The 22,697-nt window shown below is 70.6% G+C and carries 18 protein-coding genes and 1 tRNA gene; 6 read left to right on the top strand and 13 right to left on the bottom strand.

Annotated features, from left to right (window positions below):
- Nucleotides 1-95: 95 nt before the first annotated feature.
- Nucleotides 96-5,762 (bottom strand): DUF3516 domain-containing protein, encoded by a 5,667-nt coding sequence (locus tag IPN03_06300; GenBank protein ID MBK9373337.1) that lies wholly within the window; start codon nt 5,760-5,762, stop codon nt 96-98.
- Between the two features lie 207 nt (nt 5,763-5,969).
- Here IPN03_06300 and IPN03_06295 point away from each other — a divergent pair, with 207 nt between their 5' ends.
- Both IPN03_06295 and IPN03_06290 read left to right on the top strand, forming a co-directional pair.
- Nucleotides 5,970-7,421 carry an IMP dehydrogenase gene (locus tag IPN03_06295; GenBank protein MBK9373336.1) on the top strand — a complete coding sequence of 484 codons (1,452 nt, stop codon included), beginning with the start codon at nt 5,970-5,972 and terminating at the stop codon, nt 7,419-7,421.
- Between the two features lie 23 nt (nt 7,422-7,444).
- Entirely contained in the window at nt 7,445-9,271 is a 1,827-nt protein-coding gene (locus IPN03_06290) for a M61 family metallopeptidase (protein ID MBK9373335.1), read from the top strand.
- Here IPN03_06290 and IPN03_06285 read toward each other — a convergent pair.
- The 4 genes from IPN03_06285 to IPN03_06270 form a co-directional block, all read right to left on the bottom strand.
- On the bottom strand, nt 9,232-10,767 hold the full coding sequence (locus IPN03_06285) for a B12-binding domain-containing radical SAM protein (protein ID MBK9373334.1): 1,536 nt from the start codon (nt 10,765-10,767) through the stop codon (nt 9,232-9,234). The two genes, IPN03_06290 and IPN03_06285, sit on opposite strands and share 40 nt — an antisense overlap.
- Nucleotides 10,742-11,545: a di-trans,poly-cis-decaprenylcistransferase gene (gene uppS, locus IPN03_06280; protein MBK9373333.1), complete on the bottom strand. Its 804-nt coding sequence runs from the start codon at nt 11,543-11,545 to the stop codon at nt 10,742-10,744. The genes IPN03_06285 and uppS overlap by 26 nt, the downstream gene beginning before the upstream one ends.
- A gap of 77 nt (nt 11,546-11,622) precedes the next feature.
- On the bottom strand, nt 11,623-12,012 hold the full coding sequence (locus IPN03_06275) for a transcriptional regulator (protein MBK9373332.1): 390 nt from the start codon (nt 12,010-12,012) through the stop codon (nt 11,623-11,625).
- Complete coding sequence (locus IPN03_06270) at nt 12,002-12,613, bottom strand: hypothetical protein (protein MBK9373331.1); 612 nt, start codon at nt 12,611-12,613, stop codon at nt 12,002-12,004. The genes IPN03_06275 and IPN03_06270 overlap by 11 nt, the downstream gene beginning before the upstream one ends.
- Before the next feature lie 106 nt (nt 12,614-12,719).
- Here IPN03_06270 and IPN03_06265 point away from each other — a divergent pair, with 106 nt between their 5' ends.
- Nucleotides 12,720-13,655 (top strand): glycyl-radical enzyme activating protein, encoded by a 936-nt coding sequence (locus IPN03_06265; GenBank protein ID MBK9373330.1) that lies wholly within the window; start codon nt 12,720-12,722, stop codon nt 13,653-13,655.
- A 4-nt stretch (nt 13,656-13,659) separates the two neighbouring features.
- Complete coding sequence (locus tag IPN03_06260; protein MBK9373329.1) at nt 13,660-16,020, top strand: glycyl radical protein; 2,361 nt, start codon at nt 13,660-13,662, stop codon at nt 16,018-16,020.
- A 26-nt stretch (nt 16,021-16,046) separates the two neighbouring features.
- Here IPN03_06260 and IPN03_06255 read toward each other — a convergent pair whose 3' ends face one another.
- The 8 genes from IPN03_06255 to IPN03_06220 form a co-directional block, all read right to left on the bottom strand.
- Nucleotides 16,047-16,439 (bottom strand): type II toxin-antitoxin system VapC family toxin, encoded by a 393-nt coding sequence (locus tag IPN03_06255; protein MBK9373328.1) that lies wholly within the window; start codon nt 16,437-16,439, stop codon nt 16,047-16,049.
- Nucleotides 16,436-16,642, bottom strand: coding sequence for an AbrB/MazE/SpoVT family DNA-binding domain-containing protein (locus tag IPN03_06250; protein MBK9373327.1), 207 nt, complete (start codon nt 16,640-16,642; stop codon nt 16,436-16,438). The genes IPN03_06255 and IPN03_06250 overlap by 4 nt, the downstream gene beginning before the upstream one ends.
- Before the next feature lie 427 nt (nt 16,643-17,069).
- A tRNA-Thr gene (locus IPN03_06245) sits at nt 17,070-17,145 on the bottom strand.
- Nucleotides 17,146-17,224: 79 nt separating this feature from the next.
- The gene (locus tag IPN03_06240) at nt 17,225-17,647 is read right to left on the bottom strand and encodes a hypothetical protein (GenBank protein MBK9373326.1); all 423 of its coding nucleotides are present in this window, start codon (nt 17,645-17,647) and stop codon (nt 17,225-17,227) included.
- Nucleotides 17,648-17,778: 131 nt separating this feature from the next.
- Entirely contained in the window at nt 17,779-18,807 is a 1,029-nt protein-coding gene (locus IPN03_06235; protein ID MBK9373325.1) for a hypothetical protein, read from the bottom strand.
- Nucleotides 18,804-19,403 carry a sigma-70 family RNA polymerase sigma factor gene (locus IPN03_06230; GenBank protein MBK9373324.1) on the bottom strand — a complete coding sequence of 200 codons (600 nt, stop codon included), beginning with the start codon at nt 19,401-19,403 and terminating at the stop codon, nt 18,804-18,806. Before IPN03_06230 ends, IPN03_06235 begins: the two co-directional genes overlap by 4 nt.
- 120 nt (nt 19,404-19,523) lie before the next feature.
- Entirely contained in the window at nt 19,524-19,970 is a 447-nt protein-coding gene (locus IPN03_06225) for an SRPBCC family protein (GenBank protein ID MBK9373323.1), read from the bottom strand.
- A gap of 13 nt (nt 19,971-19,983) precedes the next feature.
- Complete coding sequence (locus tag IPN03_06220; GenBank protein ID MBK9373322.1) at nt 19,984-20,634, bottom strand: hypothetical protein; 651 nt, start codon at nt 20,632-20,634, stop codon at nt 19,984-19,986.
- Nucleotides 20,635-20,717: 83 nt separating this feature from the next.
- Here IPN03_06220 and IPN03_06215 point away from each other — a divergent pair, with 83 nt between their 5' ends.
- Together IPN03_06215 and IPN03_06210 are read left to right on the top strand one after the other, a co-directional pair.
- Nucleotides 20,718-21,401 carry a LysE family transporter gene (locus IPN03_06215; protein ID MBK9373321.1) on the top strand — a complete coding sequence of 228 codons (684 nt, stop codon included), beginning with the start codon at nt 20,718-20,720 and terminating at the stop codon, nt 21,399-21,401.
- A gap of 116 nt (nt 21,402-21,517) precedes the next feature.
- Nucleotides 21,518-22,645 (top strand): DUF11 domain-containing protein, encoded by a 1,128-nt coding sequence (locus IPN03_06210; protein ID MBK9373320.1) that lies wholly within the window; start codon nt 21,518-21,520, stop codon nt 22,643-22,645.
- Nucleotides 22,646-22,697 lie beyond the last annotated feature (52 nt).

Raw genomic sequence — 22,697 nt, 5'->3', positions numbered from 1 at the left:
CACGCCACTCCGTGCTGCACCCCGAAACGGATGCTGCCCGGCCGAAGCGTGAGGCGAGGCTAGCAGGGCGTCCGGAAGGTGTCGAAGCCGCAGTCTCAGCGATCGATCCGGGTGAGACGGAGGATCGGTCCGTCCGCGGCCGTCTCGTCTCGCAGGTCGATCCCGGCGACGACGGCCCAGGTGTTGTCCCCCTCGGGGTCGAGGAGCGTCTGGGTGACGGTCCACTGCCGCGGGCCGGCCGGGCGCAGGTTCGTCCACTGGTGGAGACGCGATTCCGGGCCCGCGACGAGCTCGGCGTGCTCCTCGAAGAACGGTGTCAGCACGGCCTCGAAGCGCTCGGGCGTCCAGGCCGTCTCCGCGGCTCCTTCCGTCCCCTCCAGCGGCTGCCAGACCCGCTCGGCGGCGTCCTCCCAGTCCCTGCGCGCGAGAGCGCGGACGAGCAGGTGCATCTCGGAACGGACACGCGCCGCGAAGACGCGCGGGTCGGAGAGGAGCTCGCGGAGCCAGGCGGCCTGCCTCGGCTTCTCCGGCTCGGCCTTCGCCTCGAGCAGCTCCTCGGGGTGCCGGAGGCTCTCCCACTCCTCGAGGAGGCTCGCGTCGGTCTCTCCGACGAGAGCGCGGAAGAACCCGAGGACGTCCCAGAGCGCGTCGGTCTTCGCCGGCTCGGGCACCGTCTGATCGAGCGTCCTGTAGAGCTGCGAGAGGTAGCGCAGGAGTACACCTTCGCTCCGCTCGAGGCCGTAGCTCTTCACGTAGTCGGAAAAGCCCGCGAAGGTCTCGAACATCTCCCGCCCGATCGACTTCGGCTTCGGATCGGTCCCCCCGGCCCAGGGATGCGCCTCGCGGAATGCCTCGAAGGCGCCGAAGAGGAAGTCGGCGAGCGGCTGCGGGTACGTCACCTCTTCCAGCTTCGCCATCCGCTCCTCGTACGGAACGCCCTCGGCCTTCAGCTCCTCGACGAGCTTCCCCTTCGCCCGGTCCGTCTGCTTTCGAAGAATGATGTCGGGGTTCTCGAGGATCGACTCGACGACGGTGACGACGTCGACGGCGTAGGTCGGCGAGGCGGGGTCGAGCCGCTCGAGCGCCGTGACGGCGTAGATCGAGAGCGCCTGGTGGAGGGAGAAGTCCCACTGCAGGTCGTCGGCGACGACGACCCGGCGGAAGCCGGTCTCCTCGACGGACATCCCGACGATCCCGGCCCGGGAGAGCGAGCGCACGAGGAGCGCCGCGTGCTTCAGGAGGCGCGCCTTCGCCGCGTCGTCCTCGTGGCAGCGGGCGACGAGGTCGCGCAGCGCCGAGAAGTTCCTCTCCGGCGGCGGGGCGTCGCGGTTCGTGTCGGCGTCGCGCTGCACGAGGTCGAGGACCATCCCGTGCGTCAGGTGGAAGCGCGACTTCAGCGTCTCCGGCGGCCGGGTGATGAGCCTCTGGAACGTCTCCTCGGTCCAGGAGATCTCTCCCTTCGCCGGCCCGCGGAACGTCTTTCCGACCTTCTTCCCCGAGGCGTCGGACTTCTTCGTCGCCTGCTTCTTCTCGACGATGTGCTCCGGCGCCTGCGCGACGACGCTCCCCTCGGTGTCGAAGCCGCGCCGCCCCGCGCGCCCCGCGATCTGCTTGAACTCGCGGACCGTGAGGAGGCCGACCTTCGTCCCGTCGAACTTGGCGAGCTTGGAGAAGAGGACGGTCCGGATCGGGATGTTCACGCCGACGCCGAGCGTGTCGGTGCCGCAGATGACGTGCAGGAGCCCCTTCTGCGCGAGCTGCTCGACGAGGAGCCGGTAGCGCGGGAGGAGCCCGGCGTGGTGGACGCCGACGCCGAACGAGAGGAACCGACGGAACTCCTTGCCGTAGGGGGTGACGAGGCGCCGCCCCGCCACGACCTCCCGGATCGCCTCCCGCTCCTCCTTGCTTCCGATCTTCACGCTCGTCAGCGCCTGCGCCAGCTCGGCGCACTCGCGCTGCGTGAAGTTCACGACGTAGATCGGGCTCTTCCCCTGCTCGAGGAGCTTCTCGATCGTCTGGTGGAGCGGTGTCTCGGCGTACGCGAAGTCGAGCGGGACGGGACGCTCGTCCGACGTGACGAATGCCACCTCGCGCCCCGTGTCGTGCTTCAGCCGCTCGGCGATCGCCGACGTGTCGCCGAGCGTCGCCGACATGAGGAGGAACTGCGTGTTCGGCAGGACGAGGAGCGGCACCTGCCAGGCGACCCCCCGCTCCTTGTCGGCGTAGTAGTGGAACTCGTCCATGACGACGTAGGGCGCGTCGAGCTCCTCGCCGACCCGGAGCGCCATGTTCGAGAGGACCTCCGCCGTGCAGCAGACGACGCCCCCCTCGGGGTTGATGCTCGCGTCGCCCGTCCGCATCCCGACGTTCTCCGGCCCGAGCTCGCCACAGAGGGCGAAGAACTTCTCGCTCGCGAGGGCCTTGATCGGGCTCGTGTAGAACGAGACGCGCCCCTCGCAGAGCGCCTTGAAGTGGAGCCCGAGCGCGACGAGCGACTTCCCCGAGCCGGTCGGCGTCCCGAGGATGACGTGCTTGCCCGCCATGATCTCCAGGAGCGCCTCTTCCTGCGCCGGGTAGAGCGTGAGCCCGGTGTCGGCCACCCAGTCGAGGAAGAGGCCCAGGATCTCGTCGGCGTCGCTCGTCCCGCCGGGCGGGATCCGGTCCGCGAGGGGGGTGACGATTCGCGTCTCGTTCGGGGGCTGCTCGGCGTTCGCCATGGCGTGCAGCCGGGGAGTTTCCCACTTCCCGGCAGCGACGGGCGAAACGCCTTTCAGGCGGTCAGAGCCCCTCCGGAATGCCCGCTCCCCTGGTCCGGAGCAGGCGGCGCCGCAGCCCCGGGCGGGCGCGACCTCGACGCGGTTTCGCCCTCCCCGCTTGGCGCGGTAGAGCGCCGCGTCCGCCGCGGAGACGAGCTGGTCCGGACCACCGGCCACCTCGGGAAGGGACCTGTCGGGGACGAACGTCGCGACGCCGAAGCTCGCCGTCACGGAAGGAGACGCTCCGTCGGGATGCGGGATCCCCAGCGCCTCGATCTGGGCACGCGCCGTCTCGGCGACGATCGCCGCGTCGGCGGCACTGGTGGCCGGGAGGAGGAGCATGAACTCCTCTCCCCCGTAGCGGGCCGCGAGGTCTCCCGCTCGCCTCGCCAGCGACTGAAGGACCCCCGCGACCTCGACGATGCACCGGTCCCCTGCCGGGTGGCCGAGCGCGTCGTTGTAGCGCTTGAAGAAGTCGATGTCCGCCATGACGAGCGACAGGGGATGGCCGAACCGGACGCCCCGTTTCCACTCCGATTCCAGCGTCTCGTCGAACCTTCGCCGGTTCGCGATCCCGCTCAGGGCGTCGGAGAACGAGAGCTCCGACAACCGCTCGTTCGCGCGGCGCAGCGCCTCCGTCCTCTCGGCGACGAGCCGCTCGAGCTTCGCCTGACGCCCCCGCAGCTGAACGGTGCGGCGCCGGATCGCGACGACGATGAGGGAGACGCCGAGGACCAGGGCGAGCACCCGGAACCATGCGGTCTGGTGCAGGGCTGGCAGCACCTTCACCGACAGGACGTCCCCCACCTCGCCCCACGGTCCATCTCCGATCCGGCTCGCGACCCGGAACCGGTAACTGCCTGGCGGAAGTCCGGTGTAGAAGGCCGACCGCCGCGTCTCCACCTCGACCCAGTCCCGGTCGAATCCGTCGAGCTGCGATCGGAAGCGGATCAGCTCGGGGGGCTGCAGCGTCGTCGCGGCGTATCGGATCTCCACCATCAACCGGCCGGGGCCGATCTCGATCCCATTCCGTGCGTCGCGCGGCGTCCCGTCGACGAGCAGCTCCTCCAGTCGGACCCCCGGGGGAGGAGGAGAAGGCGGGATCCGCTCGGGATCGACGACGACGACGCCGCGGTAGGACGGGAGCCAGATCCGCCCGTCGGGGCCGATCGACCCGGCCGGCTGCTGCCCGCTGGCGAAAGAGGCGCTCCGGAGGCCGTCGGCCAGGCCGAACGCGTGCGGGCGAATGGAGCCGGGGCGCCCCTCGGAGACGGCGATCAGCTCCCGCTTCAGGAGTCGCTGGAAGCCTTTGTTGCCGGTCAGCCAGAGCCCGCCGAGCCGGTCTTCGAGTATGACCTGCGCCCGCCCCTCGGCGAGGCCGTCCTCCGGCCGGATCGCGGTGAGCACCCCGTCCTTCATGCGGTTGAGGCCGCTCCACGCGCTCCCGATCCAGAGATCGCCCTCTTCATCCTCGTGCAGCGCGGAAATCCTGTCGCTCACGAGCCCGTCGCGGGTCTTCAGCACGCGGAACCCCGCGGCGTCGTACCGGACGAGACCGTCCCCCGATGTCCCGAACCAGAGGACGCCGTTGCGGTCTTCCAGGAGACAGACGACGGCGCGCAGCGACACGCCGTCGGGCGTCGCGAGCGGCTCGAACCTGCGACCGTCGCGCGACGTCGCGACCCCGGAGGTCGTCGCGACCCAGATCGTCCCACGCCGATCCTCGAGGATGACCCGAACGTCCAGGCCGGGCAGCCCCTCGGCCTTGCCGAAAGTGTCTATCCGGCTTCCACGAATCCTCGCGAGGCCCGACGTGTACGTGCCGACCCAGAGAGCGCCGGACCGGTCCTCGCACAGCCCCGAGATCTCGTCGCTCGGAAGGCCGTCGGCCTTCCGGAGGACTTCGATCCGCCCCTCGCGCAGGCGGTTGAGCCCGCCCCCGGCGGTTGCGAGCCAGACGCTTCCGTCGCGCCCGTGAAGGACGGAGCGGACGTTGTCGTTCGAGAGGCCCTCGGGGACGCCGAACGCGGGAAAGCCCCGGTCGCGCAGCCGGTTCAGGCCCCCTACCCACGTCCCCACCCACACGAAGCCCTCCACGTCCGGAAGGACCGACCAGACCTTGTCGTTCGAGAGAGGAGGCGACCCGAGACAGGAGAAGGCGTCCTCCCGCAACCGGCAGATCCCGCTCCCCCACGTGCCGACCCAGAGCGAGCCCGCCGCGTCGAGCGCGAGCGCCGTGAGCTGGTCGGTCGGCAGACCGTCCGCTTTTCCGTAGACGCGCCGGGACTCTCCGACGATCCGGACGAGACCGGCACCCGCCGTCGCGGCCCAGACGCCGCCAGCCGGATCGGGGAGGACCGTGATGATCTGGTCGCTCGGAAACCCGGTCCGGGTCGACCACGACGTCACGCGGCCGTCGCGCATCGCGACGAGTCCGGCGCCGCTCGTCCCGATCCAGAGCGTTCCATCCGTATCGACGCAGGTCGATCGCAGCCGGACGGCGGGAAGGCCGTCGCGCTTCGTCAGGAGGGTGGCCTGGCCGTCCTTCCAGCGCACGAGACCGTTCCCCGCGCCGGCCCAGACCGTTCCGTCGGGCGCCTCGGAGAGAGACCAGACGGTTCCCTGCCCCAGCTCGTCCCCGAGGACCTGCCGGAAGACGCCGTCCCTGTACTGAACGACGTTCTCGCTCCGGCCGATCCAGAGGGTCCCGCTGCGGTCCTCCATCAGGGCGAAGGCCGATCCGGTCGCCAGGAGGGGCGTCGTCTTTCCGTCGAAAACCGTGAACCGGGCCCCGTCGAACCGGACGAGGCCGTCGTAGGTCCCGAACCAGAGGTGGCCGTCGCGGGTCCTCAGGATCGACGTGACCGTGTTCTGGGGAAGTCCGTTCTCCGTCTGCCAGACGTCGACCTGGGCCTGGCTCAACGGCCGTTCCGGGCGAATCGCCGCCGAGGGCGCCGGCAGGAAGAGGGGCGACAGGAGCAGCGCGAACCGCAGGAGCCTTCCCATCGGTCGAACCGGGTCCTGTCCGTTCACTCCGTACTCTCGCCCTCGGTCCTGTCGTGGGGCTCGCTCGTCGGCCGCCTCTTCATGCCTCAGACCGCGGAAACGAGCTCAATTCTACGCGCCGAAATTCCAGGCTCGGGACCGTTCCCGACGGCGCGACCGGCGCCGGCCCTCGGCAGATCGGGGCGCGGGGTGGAACAATCCCCCACGATGCGCGAGCTGGAACCCCTCTTCCTCGGCCGTACCTTCGACGACTTCCTCTTCCGGCCCCAGCGGAGCCCGGTGACGAGCCGGCGGGCCCTCGACCTGACGATGCCGCTCGTCGAAGGGCTCGGCATCGGCCTGCCGATCGTCGGCGCGAACATGGACACCGTCGTCGGAGAGGAGATGGCGCGGGCGCTCGCCCTCGAGGGCGCGTTCGGCTTCCTCCACCGGAGCTCGCCGATCGACGTCCAGGCGGCGCGCGTGAAGTACGTCAAGACACGCCACTCCTACGTCATCGAGAGGCCGCTCGTCCTTCCGCGCCGCGCCACGATCGCCGAGGTCCGCCGCCTCATCGAGCGCCACCGCTCGAGCGGCATCCTGATCGAGGAAACCGAAGGCTCCGGGCTCCTCGCGGGCCTCCTCTCCCAGCGCGACCTGCCGCTCGGTCCCGGGAGCGGCGAGCGACTCGTCGAGGAGCTGATGACGCCCGTCGCGCGCCTCGTCACGCGCCCCCCCTCCGTCAGCATGGAGGAGGCCGAGCGGACGATGTGGGAGCGGCGGGTCGAGAAGCTTCCCCTCGTCGACGAGGGGGGGCTCATCCGCGGTCTCGTGACGATGCGTGATCTCCACCTCTTCAAGAGGAAGCCCTACTCGGTGAAGGACGAGCGGGGCCGCCTGCGCGTCGGCGCCGCGATCGGCGCCGCCGGCGACTACCTCGAGCGCGCCGCGGCGCTCGCCGAGGCGGAGGTCGACGTCATCCTCATGGACGTCGCCCACGCCCACTCCGAGATCCTCGCGAAGGCGGTCCCCGCCTTCCGCAGCCGCTTCCCGAACGTCCCGCTCGTCGTCGGCAACGTCGCGACGGGCGAGGGGGCGCGCTTTCTCGCCGACCTCGGCGCCGCCGCGATCAAGGTCGGCGTCGGCCCCGGCCGCGGCTGCCGGACCCGTCTCGAGACGGGCGCAGGGGTCCCGCAGCTCCAGGCGATCCGCGAGGTGTGGCTCGCGACGGAGGGAAAGGTCCCGATCATCGCGGACGGCGGCGTCCGCAACGACAAGGACGTCTTCCTCGCCCTCGCCGCCGGCGCCTCGACCGTGATGCTCGGGTCGCTCCTCTCGGGCACCGACGAGTCTCCCGGCATCGTCGTCGACGACCCGGCGACGCGGCAGAAGATGAAGCTCTACCGCGGCATGACGTCGCCCGAGGCGGTCGTCGACGGCGCGACGGACGAGGGTGTCGCCGACGCCCTCGCGACGCCGGCAGAGGGACAGTCCCTCCGCGTGCCTTACGTCGGGAGCGTCGTCGACGTCCTCGCGCGCATCGCCGGCCACCTCCGCTCGGCCGTCAGCTACGCCGGAGAGTCGACGCTCGAGGCGGCGCACCGCAAGATCGCCGCCGACCCCGGGCGCTACCTCGTCCCGCTCTCGGCCGCGGGGCGGGCCGAGTCGTTCGACCGCTGACGAGACGCGAGGCGGAACGAGCGATGCCGAAGAGTCGTCTCATGGTCCTCGCCCTCCTCGCAGGTCTCGCCGGACCCGCGGGTCTCGCGGCCCCGGCCGCCCCGGCGGCAGGCCCGGCCCGTGCGGCCTTCACCGTCTCCATGCCGAGACCCGAGACGCGCTACCTCCACGTGGAGGCGACGTTCGAGGGGCTCGGCGGGCCGACGGTCGAGCTGAAGCTGCCCGCCTGGTCGCCCGGGTACTACGTTCTCCTCGACTACGCGAAGAACGTCGGATCCTTCTCGGCGCGCGACGCCTCGGGCCGGCCCCTTGCGTGGAAGAAGAGTGCGAAGAACGCCTGGCGCGTGAGCACGGACGGCGCGAGCTCGTTCCACGTCGCGTACGACGTCTACGCCGCGGGCGGCTCCATCGCCGAGAGCGCGCTCGACGAACGTCAGGCCTTCCTCTCCCCGACGGGACTCTTCGTCCACCCCGCGGGGCGGATCGAAACGCCCACGACGCTCACCGTCGAGCGGCCGAAGGAGTGGGCGCGGATCTCGACCGGCCTCGACCCGGTCGAGGGGCGGCCGGGGACCTACTCCGCCCCGGATTTCGACGTCCTCTACGACAGCCCGCTCCTCGTCGGGAACCAGGAGATCCTCTCGTTCGAGGTGGACGGCATCCCGCACACGTTCGAGGGAGCCGGCCTCGGGTCGCTCGACCGCACCCGCTTCGTCGCCGACCTCGAGGCGATGGTGACGGCCACCGTCCGGCTGATCGGCGAGATCCCGTACCGGCGGTACGCCTTCATCTCCATCGGCCCCGGCGGCGGCGGCCTCGAGCACCTGAACTCCCAGCTGATCACCTTCGACGCGGAGAAGATGGCAGACCCAGCCGGGTACGCCCGGACGCTCCGCTTCATCGCCCACGAGTACTTCCACCACTTCAACGTGAAGCGGATCCGCCCCATCGCCCTCGGCCCCTTCGACTACGACCGGGAGAACCTGACGCGGATGCTCTGGTTCTCCGAGGGAGCCACGGTCTACTACGAGGACCTCCTCCTCGCGAGGAACGGCTTCTACACCCCGGAGGAGTACCTCCGCCAGCTCGCATCGGGCCTCTCTTCCTACGAGAGCTCCCCGGGCCGGCGCTTCCAGTCGCCCGCCGAGGCGAGCTTCGACACGTGGTTCGGCTACTTCGACCGGAGCGAGCACCTCCGGAACATCACCGTCTCCCCGTACGACTCGGGGCTCGCCGTCTCGCTTCTCCTCGACCTCGGAATCCGGCACGCGACCTCGAACCGCCGCTCCCTCGACGACGTGATGCGGACGCTCTACCGGACCTTCGCGAAGGAGAAGGGACGCGGCTTCACGGACGCAGAGTTCCGGAGGGTCTGCGAGGAGACCGCCGGGACGCCGCTCCCGGAGATCTTCGACCGGTACGTCGCGACGACCGCGGCGATCGACTGGCCGAGGTACCTCGGGTACGCCGGCCTCGAGCTCGGGCCGGAGGCCGGGTCAGCCGCGGGAGACCTCGGCGCCGACCTCGAGGAGCGGGGCGGGAAGGTCGTCGTCACGCGCGTCGGGATCGGATCACCTGCCTCTCTCGGCGGGCTTTCCGCGAGAGACGAGCTCCTCGCGGTGGACTCCGTCCGCGCAGAGCTGCCCCGGCTCCGCGAGCTCCTCGCCGGAAAGGCGCCCGGCGGCCGGGCCGAGCTCCTCGTCGCCCGAAACGGAACGGTCCGGACGCTCGACGTCACCCTCGGCCCGCCCTCGGGGCGAACGTTCCGCCTTCGGCGCGTCGCGAGCCCGACACCACTTCAGGCTGCGATCTACGAAAGTTGGCTGAAGGTAACGCCGGCTCCGAATTGAGGAGGATGCTTTACGGCTCCCCCGGGTGAGGGCTCCGCTTCGCCAAGCCTCCTCCGGAAGGCCAGGTGCCGCCGCCGGGTCGCCTCGACGAGCGGCCGCCAGGCTCGCGCCGTCAGGCGATGGCGGATGAGGAAGGTCCAGAGCGGGTTCGCGCGCTTGTAGAGGACCGACATCGCGAGGTAGGGAGCGACGGCCATCGGGTCGAGCGGCCTCCGCCGCCAGATCGACCCCGCCGAGAAGAGGCGCTGGTAGCAGGACGCGTAGCCCTCCGCGAGCTCTTCGGCGGTCATCCGCGCCGGCCGGAAGACGACGTGCGACGTGTCGTAGAGGCTCCAGTCGCGGTGGAGGAGGCGCCCTTCGGCCTCCATCCGCCGGAAGAGAGGCGTTCCCGGGTACGGCGTGAGGATGTGGAACGTCGCGCACTCGAGCCGGTTCGCCTCGATCCACGAGACGGTCCTGTCGAAGACGCCGGGGCCGTCGTGGTCGAAGCCGAGGACGAAGCTCCCGTTCACCTGGATGCCGTTGTCGTGGAGGATGCCGACCCGGCGCGCGTAGTCGGCGACCGGCGGCGTCCTCTTTCGCGCGTCGGCGAGATTCGGGTCGGAGAGCGACTCGAGGCCGACGAAGACGCCCGTGCAGCCCGAGAGCGCCATCTCGCGCACGAGGCGCGGGTCGTCGGTCACGTCGATCGAGACGGCCGCGCTCCAGATCCGTTCGAGCGGCGCGAGCGCCCGGCAGAGGCGGCGCAGGTGCTCCGGGTCCGAGCCGAGGTTGTTGTCGAGGAACACGGCGTAGGGCTCGCCCGTCGCGAGCCACTCGGCGACGACCTGGTCCGGCTCCTTCACGCTCCAGGGCACCTTCACGCCGCGCGTCGCGAGGTAGCAGAAGTCGCAGCGGTTGTGACAGCCGCGCGTCGCCATGAGGCTCGCCGTCGTCAGGAACGAGGCACGCGGCACGAGGTCGCGGCGGGGCGCCGGCGCGTCGCGGTAAGGAGCTGTCGAATCGGCCCGGTAGACGGGTTCGAGTCGCCCGCTCTCCACGTCGGCGAGGATTCGCGGCCAGAGCGGGACGCCGTCGCCGATGGCGATCGCGTCGGCGTGCGGGGCCGCCTCGTCGGGGCAGGCTGAGAGGTGGAGGCCGCCGAGGACGACGAGGGCTCCCCGCTCGCGGTACCAGCGGGCCAGCTCGTAGGCCCGCTCTGCGAACGTCAGGTGGACGGTGATCCCGACGACGTGCGGGAACGGGTCGTGCGGTGGAGCGCCCTGGAGCAGGTTCTCGTCCCAGTACCGCACCTCCCAGCCGGGTGGCGTCGCCGCCGCGATGCTCGTGAGCGCGAGCGAGGGTGTGAGGACGTGCTTGCCGAAGCTCGCGTGGGGGTCTTTCGGATAGAAGGGGTTGACGAGGAGGGCGAGCCGGGGACGCACCGGCCCGGGCCGGCAGGTCGGCTCGAGGAGCGGGCCTTCGCGCAGCTCACGCGGCGTGGACGGGCGTTGCACGGGCGCCTCCGGATGGCGGAGCGGGGATCGACACGGTCGACGGGAGTCCGCCGAAGCGTCTCTCGCGGCGGGAGAACCAGGCGAGCGCCTCGTCGAGGTCCGCATCCGTGACGTCGGGCCAGAGCCGATCGGAGAAGAAGACCTCGGCGTAGGCGCTCTCCCAGAGGAGGAAGTCGCTGATCCGGTGCTCGCCGCCCGTCCGCACGAGGAGATCGACCTCGGGCGGCCCGCCGCACCCGGCCCAGCCCAGCGCGGAGAGGAGATCCAGCCGTGACGGGGGGATCCCGGCCGGCAGCAGCGCCACCGCCGCGAGAATCGCGTCGCGACCCGAGTAGTCGACCGCGATCCGCAATTCCATCGCCTCGCCGTCCGCCGTGAAGGCCTCGGCGGCGTCGATCGCGCGGACGAGCGAAACGCCCAGACGGTCTCGCCGGCCGATCACCCGGAGGCGAATGCCGTTCTCCTCGCACCGGCGAGCCTCGCGAGCGAGGTACCGTTCGAAGAGGCGCATCAGGGCCTCCACCTCGGCCGCGGGACGCCGCCAGTTGTCGGCCGAGAACGCGAAGAGGGTGAGGGTGGCGATGCCGCGGCGACGCGCCGACTCCACGATGCGGCGCACGGCGCTCGCCCCGGCCCGGTGACCGATCGCGCGGGGCAGGCCGCGCCGCGTCGCCCACCGGCCGTTGCCGTCCATGATCACCGCCACGTGCCGCGGTCCGGACACCGCCTCTTCCTGCGGGCCGCCGCCGCCTTCCCCGTGAGCCTGCTCGATTCGCATGTCGCCTCCACTCTGAGAAAGTACTTTCCGTTACAAAGCAACAGAAGACAGGGAACCCTCGCGTCCGCGCATGCCTCTCAGGCCGGATTCCAGCCGGGTTTCAGCGCGGGGGGTGCGCCTTCGGCCCTTTCGAGGGCCCGGGCCTTCCGCGCGTCGTGCAGGACCTTCTCCAGCTCTCCGAGGTAGTCGAGGAATCGGCGCCGTCCCTCGACGCTGAGCCGCACGAGCGTCTGCGGCCGGCGCCCCTCGAACCTCTTCCATATCTCGACGAGGCCGGCGCCCTGCAGCACCTCCAGGTGGCGGTTGAGGTTGCCGTCGGTGAGGGCGCAGAGCTTTCTCAGGTCTCCGAAGAGGAGGCCCTCCGGCCGCGTGGAAAGGGAGGTGAGTATCCCGAGCCGGGCCTTCTCGTGTAGGACGCGGTCGAGGCCTTCGTACGCGAAGCGGCCTTCGCCCGGATCACTCGCCACGGTCCACCCTCGGGAGGTCGAGGTAAAGGACCACGGCCGCCGCCAGAAGGCCCACGCCGAAGACCGCTCCGTGCAGGGTGCCGAGCCTGGCCAGATCGGCGGTCGGAAAGGCCAGGAGGGCGGTCCCCGCGAGGAGGAAGAAGAGCGCCACCCAGCCCGTCGCGCGGGCCAGGTACGGGCGCGACGCGAAGATCCCGAGGCCGAGGAGCAGCGCCCAGATACCCGGAAGGAGCCGGACGAGTCCAGGATCGAGGGCCGGAAGGCCGAGGCTCACCGCGGCCCCGGCGGCCAGGCAGGGAACGAACTGCCCCACCACCCGGCGCGTGTGGCGCCGCGCGAAGGGATCCCGCTCCCTGACGTGGGCCACGCCGACGACGCCTCCGATCAGGACCCCGTTCAGGGCAGCGACGACGAGCCAGTACCAGAGAAACGCCGTGCCGTCGTCGCCGCTCGCCAGGAGTCGGGGCTGAAGCCACCCTGCCAGGAGCCCGATCGCGCCCGCGACGGCGACCGGCAGCGGCCGGTAGCCGCGGAAGACCTCGCCCTTCGCGATCTGGGCGTGGATCTCTTCGATCCGGTCGAGGGCGTTTGTCAGGTCCATGCGGCAGATAGTGGCTCTGCGTTACAGAGTTGTCAAGAGACGGCGCCGACGCGACGCGAGAAGATACGGTCCGCGAGGAGCCGGGATGCCGACCACGGCCGGAGGAATGGGGACGACGGGCACGGTCTTCAACGTGCAGAGGGGCTCGTTCCACGACGGGCCCGGCATCCGTACGACCGTGTTCCTCAAGGGCTGCCCGCTCCGCTGCCCCTGGTGCCACAACCCGGAAGGGATCTCCCCCGCGCCCGAGGTCCTCGTCTCCGACGCGCGCTGTCTCGCGTGCCAGGGCTGCGCGGAGGCCTGCCCGCGACCCGAAGGACCGCTCCCCGCCGGAGGCGCTCTCGGACGCGAGGGGTGCGTGGCGTGCCGCGCCTGTGTCGAGGCCTGCCCTTCCGCGGCCCGCGAGGTGGCCGGCAGAACGGCGAGCGTGGCGGAGATCGTCGCGGAGGTGCTGCGCGACCGGCCCGTCTACGAGGAGTCCCGTGGAGGCGTCACGTTCTCGGGCGGCGAGCCGCTCGCCCAGCCGGCATTCCTCCTCGCCGCCCTCGATGCATGCCGGAAGGAAGGGCTCCACGCGGCAGTGGACACGTGCGGCTTCGCCCCGCGCGAGACCGTCCTCGCTGCCGCGGCCCGGGCGGACCTCGTCCTCTGGGACGTGAAGTCGCTCGACGCCGGCCGTCACCTCGCCCTCACGGGCGTTGCGCTCGCGCCGATCCTCGAGAACCTCGACGCGGTGAGCCGGACCGGCGTCCCGGTCTGGCTGCGGATACCGGTGATCCCGGGCGTCAACGAAGACGACGAGAGCATGGCCGCCGCGGTGGCGCTCGCGGCGCGGACGCCGGCGGTGTGCCGCGTGAGCCTCCTGCCCTACCACCGGACCGCCAGCGGCAAGAGGGCACGCCTGGGACGGGGTGTCTCGCCGTCCGTCGTCGAAGCCCCCGCGACTGGGCCCACGGCTGCGACCTCTCCCACCCCCGAGCGGCTGGCGACCCTCGCCGCCCTCTTCGCCGCCACCGGCATCGAGACGACGATCGGAGGATGAGCCGATGAACCCCCGCACCGCCCGCCTGAGGCAGGAGAGCCTCGACGCCGTCCCGACGATCTCGGCCGAGCGCGCCCTCCTGCTCACGGACTTCTACCGCGAGAACCTCGGCCGGCTCTCGACACCTCTCTTGCGCGCGCGGTCGTTCCGCCACCTCTGCGAGAAGAAGACGCTCTTCCTCGGTGAGGGCGAGCTGATCGTCGGAGAACGGGGTCCGCTGCCGAAGGCCGTCCCGACGTACCCCGAGCTGACGTGCCACAGCGTCGAGGACCTGCGCATCCTCGATTCGCGGCCGAAGACCTGGTACCGCGTGCCAGAGGACGTCCTCACCGCCTACGAGGAAACGGTGATTCCGTACTGGCGCGGCCGGTCGATGCGCGACCAGATCTTCCCGCTCCTCCCTCCCGAGTGGCACGCGGCCTACGGCGCGGGCGTCTTCACCGAGTTCATGGAGCAGCGCGCGCCGGGGCACACCGTCCTCGACGACAAGGTCTACCGGAAGGGGATGAACGACTTCCGGAGGGAGATCGCGGCGGCCATCGGCGCGCTCGACTTCGTCCGGGACCCCGAAGCGCTGGACCGGCGCGAGCAGCTCCGCGCGATGGACGTCGCCTGCGAGGCGCTCGTCCTCTTCGCCACGCGCCACGCCGCGCTCGCCGAAGAGGCGGCTGCGACGGAGCCCGACCCGGCCCGGCGCGCGGAGCTCCTGAAGATCGCCGACGTCTGCCGGCGCGTCCCCGCCGAGGCGCCGCGCGACTTCCACGAGGCGCTCCAGATGTACTGGTTCTGCCACCTGGGCGTGATCACGGAGCTGAACGGGTGGGACGCCTTCAGCCCCGGCCACCTCGACCAGCACCTCCTCCCGTTCTACCGGCAGGGGCTCGCGGACGGGACGCTCACGGAGGGCTCGGCCCGCGAGCTGATCGAGTGCCTCTTCGTGAAGTTCAACAACCACCCGGCCCCGCCGAAGGTGGGCGTCACCGCCGCCGAGAGCGGGACGTACACCGACTTCGCGAACATCAACCTCGCCGGGCTCCTCGCCGACGGCTCGGACGGGTCGAACGAGGTGACGCACCTCCTCCTCGACGTCATCGACGAGATGCACCTGCTCCAGCCCTCCTCGAACGTCCAGGTCTCGCGCAAGACGCCGGAGACGGTGCTCAAGCACGTCCTGCGCGTCGTCCGGAAGGGGTACGGCTTCCCTTCGATCTTCAACGCCGACACCGTCGTCGAGGAGCAGCTCCGGCAGGGGAAGACGCTCGAGGACGCGCGCGCCGGCGGCTGCAGCGGGTGCGTGGAGGTGGGCGCCTTCGGCAAGGAGGCGTACATCCTCACCGGCTACTTCAACCTCGCCAAGATCCTCGAGCTGGCGCTCCACGACGGCGTCGACCCGCGGACGGGGACGCGCCTCGGGCCCGCGACGGGAGACGCCTCCTCGTTCGTTTCGTTCGACGGCCTCTACGCGGCCTTCGAGGCGCAGCTCCTCCACCTCGTCGAGGTGAAGGTGCGCGGGAACCAGGTCATCGAGCGGCTCTACGCGACCCGGATGCCGGCCCCGTTCCTCTCGGTCCTCACCGACGACTGCATCGCGAAGGGGCGCGACTACAACGCCGGCGGCGCGCGCTACAACAACACGTTCATCCAGGCCGTCGGCATCGGCACCGTGACCGACGCGCTCGCCGCCCTCGGGCGCCTCGTCTACGAAGAGAGGACCCTCCCGCTCGCGGACCTCGTCGCGGCGATCGACGCCGACTTCGAAGGCCACGAGCCGCTCCGGCAGCGCCTCGTCCACAAGATGCCGAAGTACGGCAACGACGACGACGCGGCCGACGACCTGATGGTCCGCGTCTTCCGCAGCGCCTTCGCCGCGATCGACGGCCGCCCGTCGGCCCGCGGCGGCACCTACCGCCTCGAGATGCTCCCCACGACCTGCCACGTCTACTTCGGCGAGGTCTGCGGCGCGACGCCCGACGGCCGCCACGCGGGCAAGCCGCTGTCGGAGGGCATCTCGCCCGTGCAGGGGGCCGACCGCCGCGGGCCGACCGCGGTCTTCCGGTCGGCCGGCAAGATGGACCACGTGAAGACGGGGGGCACGCTCCTCAACATGAAGCTCGCGCCGTCGCTCCTGGCGGGCGAGGAGGGCGTCTCGCGCCTCGCCCAGCTCGTGCGCACCTACTTCCGCTCCGACGGCCACCACGTCCAGTTCAACGTCGTCTCCCGCGAGACGCTCGAGGCGGCGAAGGCCGACCCCGAGTCGCACCGCGGCCTCATCGTCCGCGTCGCCGGCTACAGCGACTACTTCTGCGACCTCTCCGACGCGCTGAAGGACGAGATCATCGCGAGGACCGAACAGACGGAGATGTGACGGAGGCCCCGCGTGGGCATTCGCCGTCACTCCCCCCTGCGCGCCCCTTTCGCCGCACGGTAGCGGACCCCGGGAAGCCCTTCGAAGTGGGCATCCTGCGTCCAGACCGTCGCGCCGTGCGCGCGAGCCGTCGCCAGGATCACCGAGTCGGCAAGGGAGAGCTTCTGCTCGAGGCCGAGGTCGGCGGCGTCGAGGGCGATCGCCGCGTCGAGGTCGACGACCGTCCCCTGCTGCATGAGGGCCGCCACGTCGAGCGCCGCCTCTTCTCCTCGCTGCTGGAGGGTCTTCTTGAAGACCTCGAGGAGGCAGATCGTCGGGACGAGGAGCTTCTGCGTGTCGGTCAGCGCGCGCGCGAAGAACCCGGCGTTCGGCCCGTCGGCGAGGTACTCGAGCCACCCGCAGGAGTCGACGAGGTTCATACCCGGTCCGGCTCCCGCTCGACGGTCGTCTCGATTCCCCTCAGGAAGCCCCGCATGGAGGCGACCTTACGGACGGGGACGAGCTCCAGCCGGTTTCGGAACCGGAAGACCTGGACCTTCTCGCCCGCCTTCAGCTTCATCGCCTCGCGGATCTCGCGCGGAATCACCACCTGGAACTTCGGGGAAACCGTGACCGTTGGCATGAGCGCCTCCATCGACCGGATGATCGTATAACGCACCATCGATCGATGCCGGGCGTACGACCGGCCACCCGTTTCCGGGTAAAGCGGCGAGCTCAGGTCCTGCGCCAAGTTCGGATCCAACGAGCGTCGTCATTCTCGGAGTCGAGACGAAGACGTCCCGGACGACTCCCGGGCGCATCTTGAAGAGCTGCTCCGCCAGGCTCCGGCAGTTCGAGGAGTTTCTTCGGAAGAGAAGGAAGGGGAGCGGCTTCTCGCCGCCGGCTGGAAGGTCTCGACGGCCGCCAAGTTCTTCGACCCTTCTCCCGAGGAGGAGGCCCTCGTCGAAGCGCGGATCTCCCTCACGAGGCGCTTCCGATGGGACCGGGAGGAGAACGGGAGAGTGCGGGGAGCGCGGTACGCTCGACCCGGGGACGGAAAAAGGGATAAGTGGAGCCGAAAGGCGGACTTGAACCGCCGACCTACTGATTACGAATCAGTTGCTCTACCAACTGAGCTACTTCGGCCCGTACCCTTCCAAAGACCGCGGCGACACGCCGCAAGGGAGGCGCATTCTAGGAGCGAGCCCGGCCGCCGGTCAAGCGATCAGGGGTCGACCCAGGGGAGCGACGGGAAGCAGAGCGGGCCGATCTTCCGCTCGAGCTCGTAGACGACGTTCTCGCGCGCGTCGATGGAACGGTCCATCAGCTCCTTGCGAAGGGTCGAGTCGGGGACGCGGCGGATGGCGGCCTCGGCCTCGTCGAAGAGCGGCCAGGTGAGGGCGTGGAGCACTTCGTGAAAAGCGTGCCGGCGGAGCGCGGCGAGCGACTCCTGCGAGACGAGCTCGGGGTCGTAGCTGACGATCCAGACCTTCCGGTCCTCCGTTCCGCGGTCGGAGCGCTCGATGTCGAGAAGGCCGAACTGATCGTGGACCTCGCCCGGCTGAACGACGAACTCGAGGTCGAGCTTCAGCCGCCTCTTCACGTATTCGAGGGCCTTGCGAACCCGAGCCGTCTGCGTCCTCTTCACGATCGTCCCCCGTTGCAGGCCCATTTTGCCCGATGGGAGGGACGCACGGGACGCGATTCAGTGCATGCCGTAAATCACTCTACGACATATACTTAGGTGTAACTAATCGTCCGGCCAGCGAGCCCCGGAACCTACGGAAGCCGGACTTTCACGTCCACTGTGCCCGCCGTCCTCGCGGCGTCTCCGGGCGCAAAGGAGAGATCCATCAGCCGCGGAGAGGCCGGAAGGCTCCGAACCGGAGCCACCGGCGAGGCGAACGACGCGGGTGACGCGTCCGGTCCCATCGAGATCGAGGCGATAGGAACCTCGTACGGTCCCGGGAGACCGTCGAGGCGAGCGGGTGCCGCGAGGCGGAGAGTTCCGGTGGACGGGCCGACGACCTGGGCCGAGGCGAGGGCACGAAGGCCACCCGCGGCCTGAGGCGCGGGAGCGGACGCCGCGCGGAAGGCGGTGTCGCGTTCGGGCGCGAAGGCGAGGTCCTCGTTCTTTGCGAGAGGGGCTTCGGACGACGCGACGAGCGTGGGCTCCTGACGGTTGAGCTTCTTCTCGTCGTCCGCCCGGCCTTCCGCGAGAGCGTCCGCCAGAGGAGCCGCCGAGCGGGCACGGGCGGCGGCGGGGGCGGGAGCAGCGGGAACCGCAGGAGCTGCGGCGGCCAACTCTCTGGCCGGGGCCGATCCGTCCTTTTTCCTCTCGGGCTCCGCGAAGTAGGCGTTCACGCGCCCGTCGTCCTCGGGAGCCGCGGCCGGCTGGGCCTTCGCCTGCTCCGACACCGCCGCGATGGTGGCCGCCGGCTTCGGGGGCGACATGACGGAATAGGAGATAGTGACGGCGGCGATCCCGGCGCGATGAGCGCCGACCGTGGCGGGCCGGAAGTAGAAGCCGAACCTCTGGAGCGAGGCCGTGAACCCCTTGGTGTCGTCCTCGAGCTGCGAGTTGATACGGGTGGACATCGCGAAGGGGGGTTCCGGGTCCGGGAGCTCCTCGAGGCGCCCGACGACGCGGGCCATCGCCTCGTAGCGGGCGCGGGCGGACGGGTCGGCGGCGAGGAAGCTCTGCAGCTCGCGCTCTTCCTCGCCGGGAAGGTCCCCGTCGAGGGAACGCGAGATCAGGAGGTCGAGGTCGCCCGTCACGAAGGACCGGGGCTGGGGGTTGGCGCTCACGACAGCTCCTCCACGAGGGCGGCCCGACCGCGGGCGATCCGGCTCCTCACCGTCCCGATCGGGACGTTCAGCACGCGGGCGATGTCGTCGTAGGAGAGCCCTTCGAGGTCTCTGAGGACCACGGCGTGCCGGAACTCCTCGGGGAGGTTCCGGATCGCCTTGCGCAGGTTCGCTCGCTGCTCGAGCTCGACGGCCTGCTCCTCGGGTGAGGCGGAGGGGTCGGGCGCCTCGTCTCCGGGCCAGGGCTGGTCGTCCTCGGCGTTGGTACGGGGCGACGCGAAGACTTTTCGCATGCGGGCCAGGGTTCCCTGGCGCGCCCTCGCCCGGTTGAGTGCGATGGTGTAGAGCCAGGTCTTCAGGGAGGCGTCGCCGCGAAACGACCCGAGCCCGCGCCACGCCCTCAGGAAGGTCTCCTGGACGATCTCCTCGGCTTCCCACGGGCCGACGAGCCGGGCCGCCAGGGCGTAGACCATGCCGGAGTAGTGCCGGACGATCTGCTCGAACCCGGTCGGGTCGCCGCCCAGGAAGCGCGCGACGGCCTTCTCGTCTCCGGGCCATTCACGGCTCTCGCTGTGGAAGCTCGCGGGCATGATCACGTCGGCCATTCTCCCACGGCGACTTCCCTTCGATCCGGGATGGAAAGCGAGGAGCCGGGCTGTCACGTGAGTGCCTCCACGCCTCGGTGAGACCCGGCTGGAGGGTCGGAAGTTCCCGGATCACCGCTTTCCGAGGAGCCTCTGGGCCGTCGCCTCGTGACGGAACCGGAACATGCGGCGCAGGTCGGGCCTCACGAGGGCGAGGTCGACGAGGCGGCCGCCGAGAAGGGCGAGCGGCACCTCGTAGTCGACCCGGTCGACGAGCGCTCCGTCCTCGAAGAGGTGCTCGTGCCGCCAGCGGGCGAACGGCCCCTTGACCTGGACGTCGACGAAGCGCACGGGGGGCTCCCATTCCTCGATCCGCGACACCCAGCGGATGGGCAGGCCGAACGGGGAGGCCTCGATGACGATCCGCGCCCCCTCTTCGATCCTGTCGGGCCGCTCGACGACCCGGACCTTCTTTCCCGGAGGCGAGAGCCACTCGAGGACTCTCGGGTCGGCGTGAAACGCCGCGATGGCGTCCCGCGGGACGCCCGGCAGCTCGAGACGGAAGTCGAGGCGAGGCACGGCGGTCCGGCCGTCAGTTCGACGTCGGACCGGGGGTCTCGGTCGGGGTCGGAGTCGGAGTCGGCAGAGGAAGGAGCGGAAGGGACGGGATGATGATCGACCGCTGGGTCGGGGGTCGCGCGGTGAGGAGGAACCCCGCCGACCCCATCCCACGGGTGGCGGCCGATGCGGCGTCGTTCGTGATGACCGCCGGAAGCGGCCCCGGAGCGGACGGCTCGCCGATCGTCAGGACGTCTCCGTCACCGAAGGAAAGGACCCGCCTCGCCTTCGTTTCGGGTTTCTCGCCGCCTTCCGGAATCGGCTCGGAGTAGCCGAAAACGTCGATGGCCTCCTTCAGGCCGATGAGCTTGGGGGTGTTGACCATCGACGGCCCGGCCACGATGAACGGAACCGAGCTCCGGGCCGAGGCCTTGCCGCCGACGCCCGCAACGACGAACGCGCTCCCCACCCCTTCGGGGACGATGAAGCTCGGAGACCGGCCCGGCTCGACGAGAAGCGGGACCACGCGGTTCCCGAAGCGGACGACCGCCCCTTTCGGGAGGGGGCTGGTGATGGTGACGCGCGTCCCCGTCGTGCCGACCTGCGGCTCGAACTCCAGCCCGGCCTCCTGGCCCACGGCGGGGAGAGCGAGCGCGAGCGCGACCGCGCAGGCGAAGACCTTCATGTCCGTCACATTAGCCCTACGCTCGAAGGGCCGCAACAGACGTGAGACGATCCCGGCCGCATGACGCGCCGGAGCCGTCGGGCGTGAAGGAGCTGCCGGTGGCCCTCCTCGCGGGCTTCGCCGTAGGCCTGTTCGGGGCGATTCCGCCCGGGCCCGTCAACGTCAACATCATCCGAAAAGCGTCCCTGAACCAGACGCGCGAGGCGCTGCGGGTGGGGCTCGGGGCCGCGCTCGTCGACACCGTCATCTGCGGTTTCGTGGCGATGGGGTTCGGCTGGGTGCTGGAGAAGGTCGTCAGCAACCCGTGGACGCGCCTCGGCCTCGCACTGTTCCTTCTCGCGAGCGGGCTGAAGATCCTCGTCTTCGACAGGCGCAGGGACGCGGAGCGCGACGCCACGGGGCGCGGCCTGACGGCGCCGCCGAAGGAGGTCTCGGGCTTCCGCTTTCCCCTCCTCGTCGGCGTCCTGCAGGGAGCGGCGAACCCGGCGCTCTTCGTGAACTGGACGCTCATCATCTCCTTCCTCGTCGGACACCGGATCCTCCCCACCGGCCTCCTCGCCGGCGCGACCTTCGCGGTCGGCGTCGGCGTCGGCGTCTTCACCTGGTTCTTCATCCTCACCGAGCTCGTCGAGCGGCTGAAGAGCCATCCGGCCGGCGAGTGGATCAAGAAATCCACCTTCGCCGCCGGCGTCCTCCTGCTCGGCTTCGGTCTCTACTTCAGCTGGAGGACGGTCTCCGAGTTCGTGTCGGGCGACTGGATTCCGTAGCAGCCCACAGTGCGCACGGTGCTTTTCGGAGTAGCCTAAGAACTCGGCCTCCAGTCGGCCCGACGGCGGCCGTAACGCGCGACGGGGTCGCTCGAATCAACGAGGAGGAGTGACACATGGGTCTGACCCACTTGAAAATCGCGGCGCGAGCTTCGGTCGCGCTCCTGCTCCTGCAGGGATCGACGGTCCTCGCCCAGGCCGCGGCAGGACGGAACGACGACGGCACCCCTCGGCGGGCGACGTCGTCCCTCACGGCGACGGCCCCGAGGCTCCCCGAGGCCTCGAGCCGCGTCGCCGCGCTTGCCCCGGGCTCGCTCACGACCCTCTTCACCGCGGGCAACAGCTTCGCCGGCAACACGTTCGACCTCGTCCCCGCCGTCGACCTGACGATCACGAGCTTCGACGTGAACCTGGGCGCGGGGACGAACACGACGATGGCGATCTACTGGCGCACCGGCACGGCGAGTGGCTTCGAGAGCAACCCGGCGGGCTGGACTCTCATCGGAACCGCCGTCGTGACGCCTGCCGGCGTGGGCCTCCCGACGCCCGTTCCGATCGGCGGGCTCACACTGGCCGCCGGCAATACCTACGGCATCTACGTCGACGTCCAGAGCTACCCGTCGGCCGTCCTGCAGTACACGAACGGCGGCCCCACGACATTCTCGAACGCCGATCTCAGCCTGACGACCCATCACGGGAAAGGCAACCCCGCCTTCACGGGGACGAGCTTCTTCCCCCGCCAATGGAACGGGACCGTCTACTACGACACCGTCGACCCCGAGGCGGACCTCTCCCTGACGAAGACCGCCGACTCCCCCGTCGTCGCACCAATGGGGACGGTGACCTGGACCCTGACGGTCACGAACAACGGCCCGAATTCCGCCTCGAACACCGTCGTGACCGACACCCTGCCCGTCGGCTTCGACTGGACAGCCGACACCTGCGCCGCGGGGCCGCCGGCCGGGAACACGCTCACGTGGAACGTCGGCACCCTCGCCAACGGCGCATCCGCCTCGTGCCAGGTGATCGGTCAGGTCTGGGCCAGCTCCGGACAGGCCGTGGTCAACACCGCGACCGCCTCGAGCGACGCGACCGACCCGACGGCGGCCACCGCCGCGGCGACGGTGCTCGTCGACGGCAGCCTCGCCGCCATCCCGACAACGTCCCCGGCGGGCCTGGCGGCGCTCGCCGTCCTCCTCGCCGGGGCCGCGCTCCTCGCCCTCCGGCGCGCTCCAATGGCCTGAGACCCCCGAGAACTTCCCGGCAACGGACGCCCGCGACCCTTGCGTCGCGGGC

The organism is Holophagales bacterium, from assembly GCA_016719485.1.
Taxonomy (GTDB): Bacteria; Acidobacteriota; Thermoanaerobaculia; order UBA5066; family UBA5066; genus UBA5066.
The sequence above is the reverse complement of the archived record's forward strand: the minus strand, read 5'-3'. Positions and strand labels throughout refer to the sequence as shown.